Annotated in this window: 16 protein-coding genes and 1 pseudogene; all 17 read right to left on the reverse strand. The window is 41.7% G+C overall.

The window, feature by feature from the left end:
- Positions 1 to 933, reverse strand: a pseudogene (locus NFR43_RS07070) (BppU family phage baseplate upper protein); the annotation flags it as partial.
- A gap of 17 nt (positions 934 to 950) precedes the next feature.
- Complete coding sequence (locus NFR43_RS07075) at positions 951 to 1,349, reverse strand: hypothetical protein (RefSeq protein WP_251547838.1); 399 nt, start codon at positions 1,347 to 1,349, stop codon at positions 951 to 953.
- Between the two features lie 13 nt (positions 1,350 to 1,362).
- Complete coding sequence (locus tag NFR43_RS07080) at positions 1,363 to 2,271, reverse strand: hypothetical protein (protein WP_251547840.1); 909 nt, start codon at positions 2,269 to 2,271, stop codon at positions 1,363 to 1,365.
- Position 2,272: 1 nt separating this feature from the next.
- The gene (locus tag NFR43_RS07085; RefSeq protein ID WP_275087107.1) at positions 2,273 to 4,459 is read right to left on the reverse strand and encodes a phage tail protein; all 2,187 of its coding nucleotides are present in this window, start codon (positions 4,457 to 4,459) and stop codon (positions 2,273 to 2,275) included.
- Between the two features lie 11 nt (positions 4,460 to 4,470).
- Complete coding sequence (locus tag NFR43_RS07095) at positions 4,471 to 5,259, reverse strand: phage tail domain-containing protein (RefSeq protein WP_251547842.1); 789 nt, start codon at positions 5,257 to 5,259, stop codon at positions 4,471 to 4,473.
- A 59-nt stretch (positions 5,260 to 5,318) separates the two neighbouring features.
- On the reverse strand, positions 5,319 to 6,629 hold the full coding sequence (locus NFR43_RS07100) for a hypothetical protein (RefSeq protein ID WP_251547844.1): 1,311 nt from the start codon (positions 6,627 to 6,629) through the stop codon (positions 5,319 to 5,321).
- Positions 6,630 to 6,751: 122 nt separating this feature from the next.
- Positions 6,752 to 9,859: a phage tail tape measure protein gene (locus tag NFR43_RS07105; protein WP_251547846.1), complete on the reverse strand. Its 3,108-nt coding sequence runs from the start codon at positions 9,857 to 9,859 to the stop codon at positions 6,752 to 6,754.
- Between the two features lie 197 nt (positions 9,860 to 10,056).
- A complete protein-coding gene (gene gpG / locus NFR43_RS07110; protein WP_251547848.1) occupies positions 10,057 to 10,416 on the reverse strand; it encodes a phage tail assembly chaperone G in 360 nt (119 codons plus the stop codon).
- 51 nt (positions 10,417 to 10,467) lie between these two features.
- On the reverse strand, positions 10,468 to 11,091 hold the full coding sequence (locus tag NFR43_RS07115; RefSeq protein WP_251547850.1) for a major tail protein: 624 nt from the start codon (positions 11,089 to 11,091) through the stop codon (positions 10,468 to 10,470).
- Positions 11,092 to 11,093: 2 nt separating this feature from the next.
- Positions 11,094 to 11,510, reverse strand: a complete 417-nt coding sequence (locus NFR43_RS07120; protein WP_251547852.1) for a hypothetical protein — start codon at positions 11,508 to 11,510, stop codon at positions 11,094 to 11,096.
- Complete coding sequence (locus tag NFR43_RS07125) at positions 11,507 to 11,878, reverse strand: HK97-gp10 family putative phage morphogenesis protein (protein WP_251547854.1); 372 nt, start codon at positions 11,876 to 11,878, stop codon at positions 11,507 to 11,509. Before NFR43_RS07125 ends, NFR43_RS07120 begins: the two co-directional genes overlap by 4 nt.
- Positions 11,862 to 12,215 carry a phage head completion protein gene (locus tag NFR43_RS07130; protein ID WP_251547856.1) on the reverse strand — a complete coding sequence of 118 codons (354 nt, stop codon included), beginning with the start codon at positions 12,213 to 12,215 and terminating at the stop codon, positions 11,862 to 11,864. Before NFR43_RS07130 ends, NFR43_RS07125 begins: the two co-directional genes overlap by 17 nt.
- Complete coding sequence (locus NFR43_RS07135; protein ID WP_251547858.1) at positions 12,205 to 12,525, reverse strand: head-tail connector protein; 321 nt, start codon at positions 12,523 to 12,525, stop codon at positions 12,205 to 12,207. Before NFR43_RS07135 ends, NFR43_RS07130 begins: the two co-directional genes overlap by 11 nt.
- Positions 12,525 to 12,620 (reverse strand): HeH/LEM domain-containing protein, encoded by a 96-nt coding sequence (locus NFR43_RS07140; protein ID WP_251547860.1) that lies wholly within the window; start codon positions 12,618 to 12,620, stop codon positions 12,525 to 12,527. The genes NFR43_RS07135 and NFR43_RS07140 overlap by 1 nt, the downstream gene beginning before the upstream one ends.
- Before the next feature lie 59 nt (positions 12,621 to 12,679).
- The gene (locus NFR43_RS07145) at positions 12,680 to 13,831 is read right to left on the reverse strand and encodes a phage major capsid protein (RefSeq protein WP_251547863.1); all 1,152 of its coding nucleotides are present in this window, start codon (positions 13,829 to 13,831) and stop codon (positions 12,680 to 12,682) included.
- Positions 13,832 to 14,488 (reverse strand): HK97 family phage prohead protease, encoded by a 657-nt coding sequence (locus NFR43_RS07150; RefSeq protein ID WP_251547865.1) that lies wholly within the window; start codon positions 14,486 to 14,488, stop codon positions 13,832 to 13,834.
- The gene (locus tag NFR43_RS07155; RefSeq protein ID WP_251547867.1) at positions 14,421 to 15,686 is read right to left on the reverse strand and encodes a phage portal protein; all 1,266 of its coding nucleotides are present in this window, start codon (positions 15,684 to 15,686) and stop codon (positions 14,421 to 14,423) included. Before NFR43_RS07155 ends, NFR43_RS07150 begins: the two co-directional genes overlap by 68 nt.
- Positions 15,687 to 15,919 lie beyond the last annotated feature (233 nt).

A 15,919-nucleotide genomic window follows, 5' to 3' on the forward strand; every position in this document is an offset into this window, starting at 1 on the left:
CGTGCCCAGATGGATCGGGTCCATATCTTGGACAATCCCGTAGTCACGTTCCGCAATGTACCCAGTACCAAGCTCAATAGTGTTTACATTAGTTGCCGTTTCACCATCACGTTTAACTCGGATTCTCCAGAAACCGCCCCGAGCATCATCACGAGCCTCCCAGCCTTGAGTAACCACCAAGTCACCCGGCAATGGTTGGACAGCCTCTTTCATGTCCTGCACAGTGGCGTATTGGAAAATCCGGTCATGGAACTGGGCCGCTTTCAACGTTTCCTGAATCTGCTTGGTCATATCTAGCAGCTGTTGATACCGGATATAGAGGCCGTCCTTCGGGTCATTGATTTCTTTAATGGCGTCCAGCAAGGACTGCTTATACTTATCAATCCAAGTCGTCATGTTGTCTTTGAAATCTTTGCCGACTTGCTTGATTTTATCTTCTTCATTTGTCCCCGTTTGAGTTACTCGTTGCAGAATTTTTTCAAACTCTTCGACATAGATATTTTCCGCATCACCCATATGGGCAAAGAATGAATTATCGTAAACATCGAACTGCAAATCAATTGTTGAAACGGTTTCACCATTCTCATCAATGAACTCAATAAAGAATTGGTTCCACTTGCCCGGTACGTTAAACGTGCGCTTATCAAACGGCAATGTAAACTTCCCAATCGCCGGCTGGTCGCCTCGCTTTAATGGGAGGTCACCAATGCAATCGATCTGATGACGATGCGGCACCATGTTCGGATCAGTACCACCCCAGCGAACTCCCCAACGACGAATATCATTTGGAAAACCGTTCGACTTAATCCACATGGCAACGAAATCTTGAGTATCTCCTGCACGAGCATTAAATTTACCGGAAATATCTACTTCTTGACCTTTATAACGGGTCAGGTCCATTTCAACCCGCATCCCGTCTCCTTGTCGTGCCATTTCATCACTCCTTTCTGTTATTCAACTAAGAATGGCTGGAGGTACTGATTCAAGCGAGCTAATACCTCGTTACATTCTTTAAAATTATTCGCTAACTGCGACACGTAGATATCATCAATCTTTAAGCGACGCGGTAACCACAGATCTAGTAACGGCGTATCGCCCACATCATAATCAATGATCCCCGTCTCGTTATACAGCTTGATTAATTCATTCACGGCTGATTGCAGTTGGCGAATACAATCCAGCGTCCATAAATAAAACGCCCGGTTCATCACCTCGGTTGGTGGTGGTAGGGGCGTCAATTTAGGGATAGTCACTTCGGTTTCGTAAAATGGCTGACCGCGTTGATACATGACTAAGACCCGGTCATAGATGGAGCGGATCTCAGATTGATAAGTTTCTGCTAAATTCACTCAACCACCTCCTTTACCAGTTCGTGCTTGCTTCCCAAGCTGACCAATTATTATTCATACTGTTGCGGGTATAATTTAATGGCCGGGCATTGTCTAATTGTTCCAAAGTCTGCCGAACAAACTTGGAACCGTTATAACTAACTGCTTTCGTCGTCAGTAATCCTAAGTCACCAGCTTTGGCCGAACTATGCGACTGTGAACGGTCGATTCCTAATACATTCAGCGATTTTAACTCATAAGAAAAGCCGTCTGCGTAATCAGACGGCTGTTTATTTGTATTCACTGAACTGGTATCGATGACGGCCATAGCAGAATTAGCAAGCTTCACGGCTTGATCAGCAGTTTGTTGCGCCTTAGCAACTTTGGCCTTAACCTGGTCCAAATCCGCTTGGTTCGCCTTGCTGGTTAAGGTTGTTTGGTTGGCATCTGCTGTTGATTGCGCCTTTTCCGCATTACTTAATGCGCTCTCAGCAGTCGCTTTCACAGTAGACAAATCCGTTTGTTTTGCTAGTCCATCAGTGCTTGGCAATTCTGATTTCTTAGCATAGTCAACAAGCTCCGACTCTTTAACAAATTCGGTAACCTTTGGAATATCCTGCTTTAATGCTAAATCTGGTTTACTAGTTATTTGATCCCAACTCATTGTGGTCGGAATATTCAACTTAGCTAACCGTTGATCTAATTCATCCTTAGTCACTAACGTTGGCTTACCTTGAATATCATCCCAGTTCAGGGACATCACTGAACGCACCTTACCAATCAAGAATGGCCAAATACGGTCACCATCTTTTTGTGAAAAGATTCGGCCATCCGAACCAACTAATAAGTGCAGGGTTTTACCATTATCGTTGGAATAGACTAAACCGTAGAATCCATTGCTTGCTAATCCAAATTTAACAATTTGGTTGTAAGTTTGAGTCATCCTAACCACCTGCCCCTGAAAGTTGCTTTAGTTCGTTCATACCTTCTTCACTTAGTTTAGGAATCTGGCTATCCTTCGCTTCGTTTTGTGTATTGAAGACTTGAGTAAGTGTTTGTGACTGACGGTCCAGACTACTAATGGCCCCTTGTAATCGTTGTTTTTGGTCGCTTACGGCTTGTTGAATGATATTAGTTCGTTGGTTTTGATAATCCAAAATGGTCTGTTTTGTGTTATTTAACGTAATCGAAGTCAACGAAGTACCACCACGTCGGTAGTAATCATAACCAACCGTACGCCAACTACCAGCATACTTTTTGATTTGAGCCTGAACCCGTAAAATTTCTCCCTTTTGTGGGACGAAAGTTTTATCTTTTATCGAAACCTCAATTGTTAAACTAGGATTAGGTTTCAAAGTGGTTAAGGCATATTTACGCATAGCTTCCGGGTCAGTGAATCGTTCATCAACTAAATCCGGTCCAGGATGTTCGCCCCATTCCTTAATGGACGCATCATCTTGCACGATGAAAGGTGGAAAATAATACGCTTCATATGATCCGCCTGAGCCACCATCATTAATTAGTTGTTGCATCTGCGGGACACGAACTGCAAAGTCTGGTGGCCACTGTGCAATTCTCATTTTGACAGTTCCATCGCGCTCATTATCAGCACCAATGCGCCAATCAGAATTAATAGCAACTGATACGTGATATGAATTACCGCGTGCACCCCAAAAAAGAAGATCGCCTGGCTGATATGGCGGCCCAACTACTGGTCCCATAGTTTCCAATGTTGTTGTAACTGGTCGTGCACTAGGTAAAGGAATACCGAAGTGTTTGAAAGTATAATTAACTAATCCGGAACAATCCCAACCAGTCGATGGATCATTACCGCCGAGTACATATGGCGCTTTGCCAACCCATTGTTCCAAGAAAGCATCTAACTTTTGACCGCCAACGACAGTATGGCCGCCCCAACTTTTAATTTGATTAACACATCCTTGGATTGGTTTACCATATCGACCACCATTAATACCGGCCATTTCCCAAGCGGCTGCAGCAGTCGCTTGTAAATACAAACGGCCAATGGTTCCTTTACCATACTCTTGGCTCCATTTGCTAGCAGTGCCACCATCAACGCCTTGACCACCATATGAAGCTGGCGTAAAGCCATCACTATTAGCAATTGATTTGATCCAATCACATACTCGCGAGGCATCAGCATACGGATCACCTAGATGGTTCGCATAGTGATTCAACCAACTGTAGGATGTTGGATTTCCTTCTTGAAGATCATACGCCATAAACCATTCAGGACTAACACCAGCGTTTTTGATCGTGTCATAAAGACGATTTACGTCAACACCCCATGCTCTCACCCGAACATCACGATTAGCAAAATCTTGTAACATCTGGTCCTTATTAACACCAAAGTTAGCGTTAATCGGTGACTTAGCAAAGCCCTCGGCACTATCCAAGCTTCCTCCGGTACTAGAATATTGAACATTATGTTTTGCGCCCACACAACGAATTTGATTAATAATGTCCTTACTATCCCGAGTGGTCTTCATTGACTTTAAATCACTTGGGAAATTTAAAATCCGTCCCTGATCTTTAAAAAAGTCAGTATCTTTATAGATATTGATCTTCTTATTGTCAGGACTAATTACAATCTCGGGCCATGCTTGACAAATTTTACTCAACATTTCTTTACCGCTACCGCTATCAATGTTCTGTACCGGTTGATTATCAAACTGACCATGTATTTCATAAGTAAAACCAAGCTTATTATTGTCAAGATACATTGCTAGAATATCTTTCAATGCGTAGGTTTTCTCATGTTTAACTCCATCGTCTTGTTGATGTTGGTCAGTTTGTAATTCTTGCTTATTCAAATCCGCCCGCACATAAATTCGCGAAATTTCATTATAAACATGCCAAGCCGTAATTTGCTTAGTATGAGTGTCAAAGTTTTCAATACAGTTCTTCACAACATACTCTTGGCTATCAAGGAAGATGGAACTTTCCACATCTAATTGATCATATAATTCAGTTCCTTTATCAATAACAGTAAATTCTATTTGATATGTTGAATTGTTTTCCCACTGCTCATGCATGGTTGGCCAAAGGATGATCTTACTGATTGGTTCCTTGACAGTTTCTTTGTGTGGAGTGATTAATGTTAAACCCAATTCATCATCTCCTAACTCAAATACATGTAGGGAAAACTAAACGTAATATCAAGATCATCAGCCCCCGTTACGGTGAATTTATTCCAATCAGAAGCTAGGGTTATATAACCGTAATCGGTATTGGCACTATCCGCTTTATCGTTTTTAAAAGTTCTAATCCCTTGTAATTTAAGTGTGTCACCACTCCCGACATTACCGTTATACGTCCATGATTTACCTGTTGTTTCATTCTTTAGGGTAAACTTACCACCATTGTGTTTCATAATGATGGTAAGGTCATGATCCTCCATTGCTGGATCGATTGTAATTTCCCCAGCATTGAAAACTTCAAAGTTCTTCTGACCGACAAAATGATATTGATGAGCCTTATTATCTAAATTTGCATTTAAACTTAGAAAGTTTTGGTCAGTCATTTTATCCGTATTAACGATGCTATACCGTAGGCCACGCGGGTTGTCAAACGGAATTTCAAATTCACAATAATTACCACCATCCGCCGGAGCATCTAAATCAAACGATCCAGCACGGCAATAACGAACAATATCTGGTTCAACCCCAGTTCGTAATCGAAAGATCCCTTTTTGCGCGAAGACACGATATATTTCATGCTTTGCTAATTTAAAGTCATTTCGATCCACAAAGGTAACTACAAATTTTGCCTTAACTGTTGTTCGTCCATATCGGGAATAATTCCACAAATCCCCATCATTAAGACTCTCATCACGATAATTATTAATTAAATTCGGAGCTTCAGTTAATCCTAAAAAAATAAGATGGTCAGTGATGTCAGTGCTGGCCACCTCTTTTTGATCGTCAATTTTGACATAAAGAACATTAGCTGCGATAACATCACCCCCTCTTATAGGCGCTGAGCATCAAGATAAACTTGATCAATGCCCATTGTTCCGTAAAGATCATTCTTGTCAAACGCACTGGCCTTAGTAGCGGCTATTTGTGCTTTACCTTGACCGAGCATTAGCCCTAAACTAGTTGCCACATCACTAAGCCGATTTAAAACTTCATTCATGTATTTGCTATCAACTCCAGAGCCATCAGCGCCGTAATTATTAACTACTTTGGTGCTGTGAGTTGGTTTAATATTATTTAATACTGAAACTGCATCAGAATTACCATTCGCATATTGAGGTAACTTTGGAAAAGCATGTAGTGTATCACGGGCGTTAACTACCTTTGCACCACGTGGAGCGTTTAAGATAACATTTCGCCCAAAAGGAATAAATGGCTCTTCACCAGGATACTGAACCATTTCACGAAATACTGAGCCTTGTTGGTCATTAACCATCAAGGGACCACCATTATGATAATTCAGCCCATTTTCAGCCTTAACATGTTTCGAAATAAATTCGTCAACGTGCTTGTTAATAGTTGTAATGGTTTTGGTTAAATTATTATTTGAGTTTTGCCATTTACTTAACCAATTCAATGCACCACTAATTACACTACTAGCATTATCCTTAGCGCTTGCCGTCTTAGTATTTGGTTGAACTCCATTCCAACTAAAAATTGAGCCCCTTGCACTACCAAACGGTCCGGAAGCATTGTCGAACCCAATTGCAGATTTAGAATTAGGATTTATTCCGTTCCAACCAAAAATACTGGATGCAGCATTCCCAAATGGTGCGGACGCATTATCAACCCCTAAAGCACTCTTAGGTGCCCCCGGGTTAGCATTTCGCCAATCATCAATTGCCCGTTTAGCCGCATTTAGATTACCACTAGCCTGATCCTGAGCGATGATTGTTTTGGCAACACTAGCCGGCATACCTTTCCAAAGGCCGAACTTAGTAATCAAATCGCCAAGAGCCGGACCACCTTTGGCATTAACAATCGCTTGTTGTTGCTTTGGCGTCAGTTGATTCCACCGTCCCATTGAGTTAATACCCTCAATAACTTGTTCCGTACCTTTGGCACTGACCAACGCTTCTTGTTGTTTAAGGCTTAAACTGTTCCATTGACCAGCAGATACTAACGCATCAACTAATTCAGCTTTACCTTTTGCATTAATAATGGCTTCCTGTTGTTTCAGAGTCATGTTATTCCATTGACCTGACTTTTGCAGCGCTTCATAGATCGGCTTAGTGGCATTATCTTTGATCAACGCTTCCTGCTGTTTAAGACTCAAACTGTTCCAAGCACCAGCTGCCAGCAATGAATTGGCAAGCTCTTGTTGACCCTTAGATTTAATAATGGCTTCCTTTTGCTCTATTGTGAGCTTATTCCATTCGCCTGACTTTTCCAGAGCCTTCAGAACTGTTCGGGTTGCGTTATCCTTTACATAAAGTTTTTCTCTTGCCAGGACATACTATCCCATTTACCATTCGCAACTAACGCAGCAGCTACCATCTTACCAGCATTTGTAGAGAGTTTACCTTTTTTAGCAAGTAGTTTAATTTGGTTCCATTGCTTAGATGAATTAACAGCATTATTAACTTCTTCTTGAGCATTAGTACGGACTTTACCAGTCTTGGGGTCAAAAACTAAGTTATTCCACATTTCAGCGGCTGACTTAGTTTTACCCTTTAAACCATCTAAGGAAACCGCGATACTTTTGGCATTTTTAACGGCAGCCTTGGCTTGACGTTCAAGTTCCTTGGCCCCTTGTGAATAACTCATACCAAGTTGTGCCATCTCTTGCTTAATGGCGTCATTGCTTTCACCATTTGCCCTGGCCAACCTGATATATTGTGCGGCAGCTTTTGAGGTGTAGTCATTTAAAGTTTTCTCGTTCTGTTTTAATCCAGCCCGATATTCCTTATAGGTTAAATCACCCTTTTTATAGTGTTTACGCAAAATTTCATTTTGTTTGTTGTACTCATCCTGCATATTCTGAGTACTTTCGCGTAAATCACTCATGGCGTTGGTCCGTTGACGTCTCGTCATGTTCCTAACATCATTATTCAGAGCTGCTAATGCTGCTTTCCGCTTGTTCCCCGTAAGGTTCCACATCTTCAATTCATCATTCAGAATCTGTTGCTGATTATTTTGTAGCATGACACGTTGAGTGTCACTCAAATCAGAAACATTCTTGTTAGATGTTTTTAGAATGGTGTTAGCTCGAACTCGTGCATTATCAGCATCTGTCAGAAGATCATTCATTGTCTTCTTTTCTTTTTCGGCGGCTGAAGTAACGGCAGCCGCAACTGATGGTGATAATCCTTTGGTAGAAGTCTTGAGATTGTCAAAGTGTTTTTTAGCACTTTGTTCCATCTGACTAAACTCAGTATCAAAATCATCGGCCATCTTTTTAGTTGAAGTATGACTAGCCACATCCATATCAGTTAAAGCGGACTGAATACCTGTTGAAGTGGTCTTCATCTTGCTCAGTGCCTTATCTGCAGCTGAACCAACATCGGACCCCCACCGATCAGTCCGTTGGGCAGACGCCACCGCTTGTTTACCCCATAGCTCCCAAACAGCAACTCCGCCAACGATTGCAGCAGTTGCAACTCCAGCGGTTAAAGCTAACGTACTTAAGGAAACACTGGTAGCGGCAGTTGAAACACCAGTTGCCGTCATGGCTTTTCCAGTCGCGTCAACAATCGTTTTGGTGTTCCCAATGGCGCTACTAGTTGTATCAAAGGCTTTTTTAGCGGTCGAAACCTGACTACTGGTTGTTGCAACGGTTTTACCGAACTTCATGGTTTCAAAGGAACCTTTAGAAAAGGCTGACTTCAAAACTTGCACACCGGTCGCTCCCATACCAAAAGCAGTTCTCGCTCGACTAATTCCGCCGGCAACGCTAGCAAACTTTAAAGCTAAACCACCAACACCACTAGTCAGTTTACCGATCAGTAGTAGCAATGGACCAGCTCCGGCCGTAAATAAAACGGTAGAAGTGATCGCCTTTTTCATCGGATCTGGTAACTTACCAAACCCCTGTGCTAATTTAGATAAACCTTGTACCATCGGCGTAATCGTTGGTAAAACATTCTTGGCCATATCCATGCCGGCATTGGTTAGTGATTCCTTGAAAATCGCTAATTGAGCCTTGGGCGTATCCAGATTTCGCTTAGACAGGTCACCGATATAATCACGCTTCCCGGCGTTGTTAACTTCTTTAGTCAATTCACGCAGTCGGTTAGCGTTCTCCGTTAAAATAGCCCCGGCTTGTTGACCGGTCGTGCCAAATAGGGCGTGGAAAATGTCGCTCTTCTCATGACCAGATAGGCCCTTCATATGCTTGTTCAATGTCGCAAAGATGTTCGACATTGACTTGAGCTTCCCGTTTTTGCCAATAAAATCCTTGGTGGTTAAGTTAATCTTAGACAGAGCCTTTTGCCCGTTGGCCGTTGGTGTAATCAGGGACTGAATAACCTTCCGCAACCCGGTACCAGCCTTATCAGCCTCCAACCCGTTGTTGGAAAGAATCCCCATTGCCGAAGCCGTTTCACCTAGTCCGAATCCAGCTTGGTGAGCTGTAGCACCAACATACGACATTCCTACTCCTAGTGATTGGAAGTCAGTTGATGTCGCATCCGCTGCGTACGCCAATTTATTTAACGTTTCCGCCGAACGCTCTTGCATCAGTCGAGCACTCTTCAAAGGTTTACCAGCTTTAGTCGTGGATAAACCAAAAGATTCCATAGTTTGAGAAGCAACTGTAATTACATCATTAAAGTCGTCTCCCGTTGCAATGGAAGCCTTCAATTCATTATTCATGACCCCGATAGCAGCTTTAGAAGTATAACCACGTTTGACCAGATCTTGATAGCCTTGGGCAATCTTAATCTGACTAACCCCATACATATCAGAGTACTTGCGAGCATCAGATACCATACGTTTATACGAAGAAGAGGTTTCGGCTGCTGATTCTCCAGAAGTCCGAATAACGTTTTTCGTTCGGTTCATTTGATCCTGGAAATCAATCAGCTTTTTGGCTGAATACGTCAAACCGGCAGCAATCGGTGTAGTTAAGTAAGCCGTCATCCCTCGACCAACGTTCTGTACACTTGATCCAACTGTTGTTAAAGTATTTCCGAAATGTTGAGCACGACTAGCAGCTTGACCCCAACGACTAGCTTGAACGGTAATTTCCCGACTTAACGCTTGCATCCGCTGTTGTAAAACTTCAACTTGTGCTGAGGTTTTATTGTATTGATTAGCCGCATTAGCTCGCGCCCGATCGCTCTTAGTTGCATCATCCGCAATCGCTTTTGAACGTCGCATTTGTTCATTGTAATTACGCATTTGAGTAGTCATCGTTGCGTAGACCGCTCGCATAGTCATCAGATTATTCTTTGAACTTTTTAGGGCTAAATCCTGCGCCCGTAGAGCACTGGCCGTTGCCCTAATTTCTGCCTTTAACACATTGTTAGATGCCTTAAAGGGGTTAATATCCAGACTGACCGTTGCTGCTAGATGTCCTAACGCTTGTGCCATTTAATTTCCTCCTTTCCGCTAGAATAAGAATGGGAACGCCTTATCAATGGTGGTAGTCCTTTCTTCAAAGACATAATTCATTAACTGTAAATCGTTTAGCGTCAATTTACTTATTTCATTCCACTTATAACCCGCTTTTAATTGTTTCTTGATGTAATCCGCCAATTGATTGATAGCGTCATCAACCATTTCGACGGTTACTTTTTTGGGGTTTTGCCTTTAACCTCCGGTTTATCTTCATCACCATAGTTAACAGTCAGTCCCAACGTAGCTGCGACCCCTTCTTCAATTTGATTTAAACCATCAATTGAGGCACAGCCCTTCAAAATATCGTCTGGGGTCAGACCATTTCCCCAGAAACGTGCGGCAAAATCTGCTAACAACTTAATGCGCCGATCATTTTGTGCATCAGTTGGTCCTAGTTTCGGGTTACCGTACATTTCGGTCTCTTGACGTTGAACCTTCAACGCATCCATTAAATTTTCAAGCATGGGAGATTCCGTCCTGGTGTAGGTCGCTTCTTTACCCTTCAAACTCACTTTTAATTGCAGTGGCATCGTTATATCCTCCTATCGTTTCACTTCGCTCGTCTCTGTTGTAATCATTGGTTATTGTTGAACCTTGTTATCCGTGTGGTCTGGTGCATCAGTTGGCGTAGTAACTGGTGCGTCTTCACCAAAAACCATCTTATGGAACTTTTCAAAATCAAAGTCTTCATTATCTTCCCGACCAATCAGCAAGATAACTCCGTTGTCAGCGTCACCGCGTGGAACAAAGTTACCTTCGATCTCATCGGCTTCTGGATCAGGTGCCCCGTCTTGGGTCTTGGTTGAAATGCCTGGCAATGCAAACATTCCCTTGGTAAGACCTACCCAGCAATGCTTACCGTTAGAAATCTTAGTTCGGAACAAGGTGGCCACGTAATTTGGTGTGAAGTTCTTAGTGTAAACTTCCGTACCATCTTTCAGTTCAACCCCGTAAAGGTCCTTCTTCATGATGGAATCGACATCGTAAAGGTTGATAGTTTCCTTTGCTTCGGTAATTCCACCGGAAAGAATTAAGTAAGGGCCGTCATCGGCAGCTAAGGTCTTCAATTCGTTAGTCAGCGTTAACTTAACTTCCTTTAAACCTGTAACCTTGCGTGTGTCAGCAATCTTTTCTTTATCGTCTAAGACTCCGTATTCAAAGTTTGAAGCCCCAAACTTAGCAACTTTAGCGTTTGGTGTTCCCATTTTTAATCCTCCTTCATTTCAAACCCTTCAAAATTGGCAGTCACCATTAAGCAACCGTCTAAGTCTGGATCCGGATAGCGGTTCTTGTAATACCGTTCAAACCCATTGCTATGTAGGGTTTCATAAATCATCTTTTGTAAATGCTCAATATAGCGCATCTGCGAATTACGTACCCAAAAATCAACTTGTACACGTGAATAACTAAAAAAGCGAGCATCATCACTGTAAACTGCGCTATCTCCCGGTATGGGGGTTACGCGAATCCACGGTGCAGAACTCGCTTTAATAAATTCATCTTTTGGCGTCCCAGTAAAGACCGGATCATAGCTTAATTTAGTTTGCCGTAATTCAGCCATCTTTTGCATTAATTCATGGTTACTCAGCAGATAATTTGCTACTTCAACTTCCGGTAGACTCATACCCGTAAATCCTCCACAAATTTTTGCAAAACTGCAGTTTTAGCTTGTTCTTGTGATTTTTCAACAAAATGTTGTGGCCGTTGCTTGGCGGTACCAGAATTAGGAAAGTGAGTAATCCATCCTTTTTCTTTGTCGTAACCTACATCAACCGAATATTCGCCACCTGCAGTCTTTAAATTACCTAACTTGGTATGCTGAGCTAACGGTGTCATTCCTGAGTGATCAACAGGCGACACCGGGGTATTCTCTTTTAAGCGATCATGAAAGATCTTAGCCCCATCACGCGTTGCTTTACGAGCTTTTCGTTCTTCCGTTTTGCCTAGGCGTTCCAAATTAGCAATTAGTTCAGCTTCACCCATTACCGCCATCGTGAACCACCTCCTGCGTAGAAATCTTAGATAAATCTCGCGTCTTATAGTCAGGATCCATCCCCGTAATTTCATACCATTTATCTCGCCATTTAATCAGCCAATTTGGTTGAATGACTTTTGGTAATTTAAAAGCAACTAAAAAAGTCGGCGATTCTTTACGAAACCCGACCTGTGAACCGTTATTAACAAATTCCCGAATAGGTAATTTTGGTACTTCGGCCCAACATGAGAATTCTTCAACTGGACTAGCATCAGTTGGTTGGCGCGTTTCAGGATCAACACCTGGATCAACTGAATAAAAAGTGATGCGTTCAGTCATGTTTTTAATTTTCACGATTACTTACCTCACTTCTTAATTGATTAATCAGTCCATCGATACCTGACGTTAGTTCCGGACGGTAGTTGTCTGCCGACAAGCCACGCTCATAGTAGTCTTCTTTAACCTGTTTCATCACAGCAATTTTAAAACGTGGATCATCATCAAAGTCACTTGGCTTCTTATCTTGATCAATGGCATTAGTAATCATTATTGCTGCAGCATTAGCCATGATAATAATGATTTCATCATCAAAATCTTGATCCACTTTGCAGTAATTTTTTAGGTTATCTAAAAAATTATCATCCGCAAATTGTAACTTAGCCATTAGTTATCACCTACCAACTTCAAAAGATCATCTTTTAATGCGTTGGCTGGATAACTAACCCCTTTTTGATCTAGATAACGTTTAATTTCGTCCACTGTATTAGCGGACGTTGGCTTATTGTCAGTTTCGCCCGCTCCGTTATTGTCGGGCGTAGTTATTTTGACGCTGGAGCTGCCGATAATGGAACAGTAACAAAATAACCAGCATTTTCATCAGCCTTCTTTACATCCAAACGGAGAACCGCTTGAAGATATTGACCATAAACATCATTATCAACCCATCGCACTTGCAGGTCTTTCCGATTAGCTAAAATAACTGCACGGTATGGATCACCAACGAACGCATGAGCTTCACCTTTTTCTCCAAATAAATCATCTTCAACTACAGCAACATTAATTCCCGAGACTGCCTTACCAGATGGGCTAGAAATACTATCTTGGAGCAAATAACGTCCATTTTTATCTTTCAGTGTATCAAGCCAGTTGTAAAAACTTTGACTGGCAATAATCATCTTATTGTAAGCAACATCTAAATTAACATTCCAAATTTTCTTTAAGTCATCAATTGCATTAGAGCCATCAACATTCTTTTCAGTAAATCCCTTCAGAATCGCGGAAATAGCTGCATTCTTTGTGTTTAATGATTGTTCTTTTGCATTTCGGGCAACTAATCCAGTTAAATCAATTGCAGAATCATCAATTGATTCTTGTGAAATAGGAATTGCCCCACGATAAGTCGCAATTTTCCAAGCTACCTCAAGAAATTCAGGTTTTTGGAGATCAGGATTCTTTGTAAGTTCTTCCACAGTATGCATTTGGGCGGTTGCTTTTTTAAGAATTGGATAACTGCCAGAAGCAGTCGTAGCGTTAAAAACTTGGACAAATTGGCTAAGATCCGTTACTGTTTTAATTTCATTTTCGGGATTATAAATGATTGATTCAGGAATAGTAACACTTGCGTCTGAAGAAGTAATCCCACTAGTACCATCACGCATTTCTTGATGAAGGTAAGCATTGAAATTGCGTTTCTCTTCGTTTTCGTCTTCGGTATTTTTAGCACGCTTATGAGAATCTGGAGCTGGAGTACCTTGAGCTGCCTTACGGTAAAGCTTAAGATCGTCCTCAATACTTCGAACTTCTTTTTCAGCAGTGTCAATTTCAGAACGCAAGGACTTGGCACGTGTTAAGTCCTCATCAGTTGCGTCCTCATTTGAAAGTAATTGCCGCATTTCATTAGTTTTCTCGTTAATTAATGCTCGCTTACCTTCTTTTTGTGCAAGCAATTCTTCAATTTTTTCTCGAAACATTTAATTTCCTCCTTCAATTGTCTTTAATAATTCTTGTCGTTCTAATTCACGCAACATTTTCTGCCGCTCAGCTTGGATAGCCGCTTTATCATCCCGTGATTGCATCCGTTTAACAATATCCATTGACCGTTGGCCAACTTTGGCTTCTGTATCTGGATAAGCAGGCGTAGTAACCACAGAAACATCATATAAATGGTCGATTTGACGAATTGTTCGTTCATAATCAACTCCATCACGCGTTGAATCTACCCAGTCTTGGGCATCATCGTTATCAGGCACGGTAAATGCAAAACTACATTGGTTAATCACTCCGGCCTTGATATTCGTAATTAAGTCCCGTGCAAATGAAGTATCTGTTGGCTTTACTCTGAATTTAAGCCCCGTCCTGTCTGGGGTTAGCGTTAAATTAACTCCCGACCGACCTAAGACTTGGTTTTGGTCATGATTGATCGTTGCAACAACGTTGGACATATCAGTCTTATCCAAAGCCCCCGGTGCGATATGCTCTACAAAACGAACAAAACCGCCCAAAACTTCGGACGGTTTGTCATATTTAAACGCATATCCTTCAATTACCGGTTCATCATCGTCATCCGTTACCGCTCTCATTTGAATCGGCATCGTCACTTGACGAGTTTCCAAATCGCTTGTCGTCATGATTCTCACCTCCCTTCGCTGATGTCTGAGCTTGATATTCTTCCTTTTTGTCCATGAACACTGTATTCAAGGTTGATTGGAACCTATCTAGATCAGGATCATCAGACTTAACCATTCCAGAAAGAACCCGGCCTTCGTTTGGTGTAATGATGTTGTTCGTTACACCTTTTTGAACGTCATCCATTGACATGCCAGTTTCTTTCCGAGTATCAAACTCAATATGGCAATGGTGACGTTGACGGTCACTTAGCATGGTCATTTCTAGGTTGCTGGCAATTGGTTTAAAGTAATATGGCAAGTCCGAACGGATAAAATCTTCATTTAGTTGTTTAATCGACTGATTTGGACTATTAACCGCCAACTTATAAGCCGGAATGTGTAATGCTTTGGCAATTTGCGATGTCGAGTAGTTGTTGCTATTGATTAGTTGCAACACATTTGTATCAATTTCAATTGGTGAATATTCAAAGGTATCATCAGTAACAATCGGGCTACCGGCGTTACTATTCGCTTGCGCAAATTCAAACGCTTCACGGGTTTCCCGTCTCGCTTGTGGTGATAGCTTACCTTTGGCTTTCAAAATTCCACCTTTTAAACCAGATTTAAAAAATCTCCGGAGCGTATGAATACCGTCTTCCTGTAAACCAATTTCATCTTTTAATGACAAAAGCGGCGAACGACCATGTACACCATCATAAGTGAAAAACATAAAATGAATGACATCACTTGCTGGGCAAACAATAGTTCGACTCTGACCTTTTAAGTTAACCGGCGTGAATTCATATTTGATATCATTTAAGTCAGAATCATCAATGTAAGTTTGTGACGTTGGGTAATACTGCAGGTCAAGCGGCACCTTCGTAATAGGGTCACGAATAATTCGCGTAAAGCCATCACCAGTCAGAATTGCGTTAACCGTCATAATAAAGCGCCAATGATACGCCGAAAGCATGTCATTAGGGTGTTTGTTTAACAGATAATCGACATCTTTAATGGTCTTCACTTCGTTCTTATCATCATCCAGGACGACCAGCGGGAACCGGGCAACGTTACTGGCAACATGCGAAACAGCGGCCAAAATATCGGAATTTTGCAATGCTCCGATCCCCACATAGCCACCAAGATTACTGTAGCCCGGTATAATGCCTTGACTAATATAATCTTCCGCCCAATCACGTTTTTCTGTATGAAATAACAACTAATTCACCTCCTTTGCCAGGAAATAAAAGCCAAAGTAAACAATTCAATAGACACAACCAGTAACCCAAATCTAATGCTAAATAAAAAGCCTGTAACTGCTAAGCAGATACAAGCCAACATAAATAGGATTACGGGTTCATTTATTTTCCAAAACTTCATTGTTTTCACCACGCTTATTATTTAAATGAGTTGGTGCTGGAGCAGGTTCATCATTATCACGAGTTTTTTCTT

This window comes from Limosilactobacillus caecicola (assembly GCF_943192935.1).
In the GTDB taxonomy this organism is placed as follows: domain Bacteria; phylum Bacillota; class Bacilli; order Lactobacillales; family Lactobacillaceae; genus Limosilactobacillus; species Limosilactobacillus caecicola.

Excerpts from the sequence above, each read along its gene's own strand:
- NFR43_RS07080 (WP_251547840.1), bottom strand. The coding sequence starts at position 2,271 with ATGACTCAAACTTACAACCAAATTGTTAAATTTGGATTAGCAAGCAAT.
- NFR43_RS07105 (WP_251547846.1), bottom strand. The coding sequence starts at position 9,859 with ATGGCACAAGCGTTAGGACATCTAGCAGCAACGGTCAGTCTGGATATT.
- gpG (WP_251547848.1), bottom strand. The coding sequence starts at position 10,416 with ATGCCACTGCAATTAAAAGTGAGTTTGAAGGGTAAAGAAGCGACCTAC.
- NFR43_RS07115 (WP_251547850.1), bottom strand. The coding sequence starts at position 11,091 with ATGGGAACACCAAACGCTAAAGTTGCTAAGTTTGGGGCTTCAAACTTT.
- NFR43_RS07120 (WP_251547852.1), bottom strand. The coding sequence starts at position 11,510 with ATGAGTCTACCGGAAGTTGAAGTAGCAAATTATCTGCTGAGTAACCAT.
- NFR43_RS07125 (WP_251547854.1), bottom strand. The coding sequence starts at position 11,878 with ATGGCGGTAATGGGTGAAGCTGAACTAATTGCTAATTTGGAACGCCTA.
- NFR43_RS07135 (WP_251547858.1), bottom strand. The coding sequence starts at position 12,525 with ATGGCTAAGTTACAATTTGCGGATGATAATTTTTTAGATAACCTAAAA.
- NFR43_RS07145 (WP_251547863.1), bottom strand. The coding sequence starts at position 13,831 with ATGTTTCGAGAAAAAATTGAAGAATTGCTTGCACAAAAAGAAGGTAAG.
- NFR43_RS07150 (WP_251547865.1), bottom strand. The coding sequence starts at position 14,488 with ATGACGACAAGCGATTTGGAAACTCGTCAAGTGACGATGCCGATTCAA.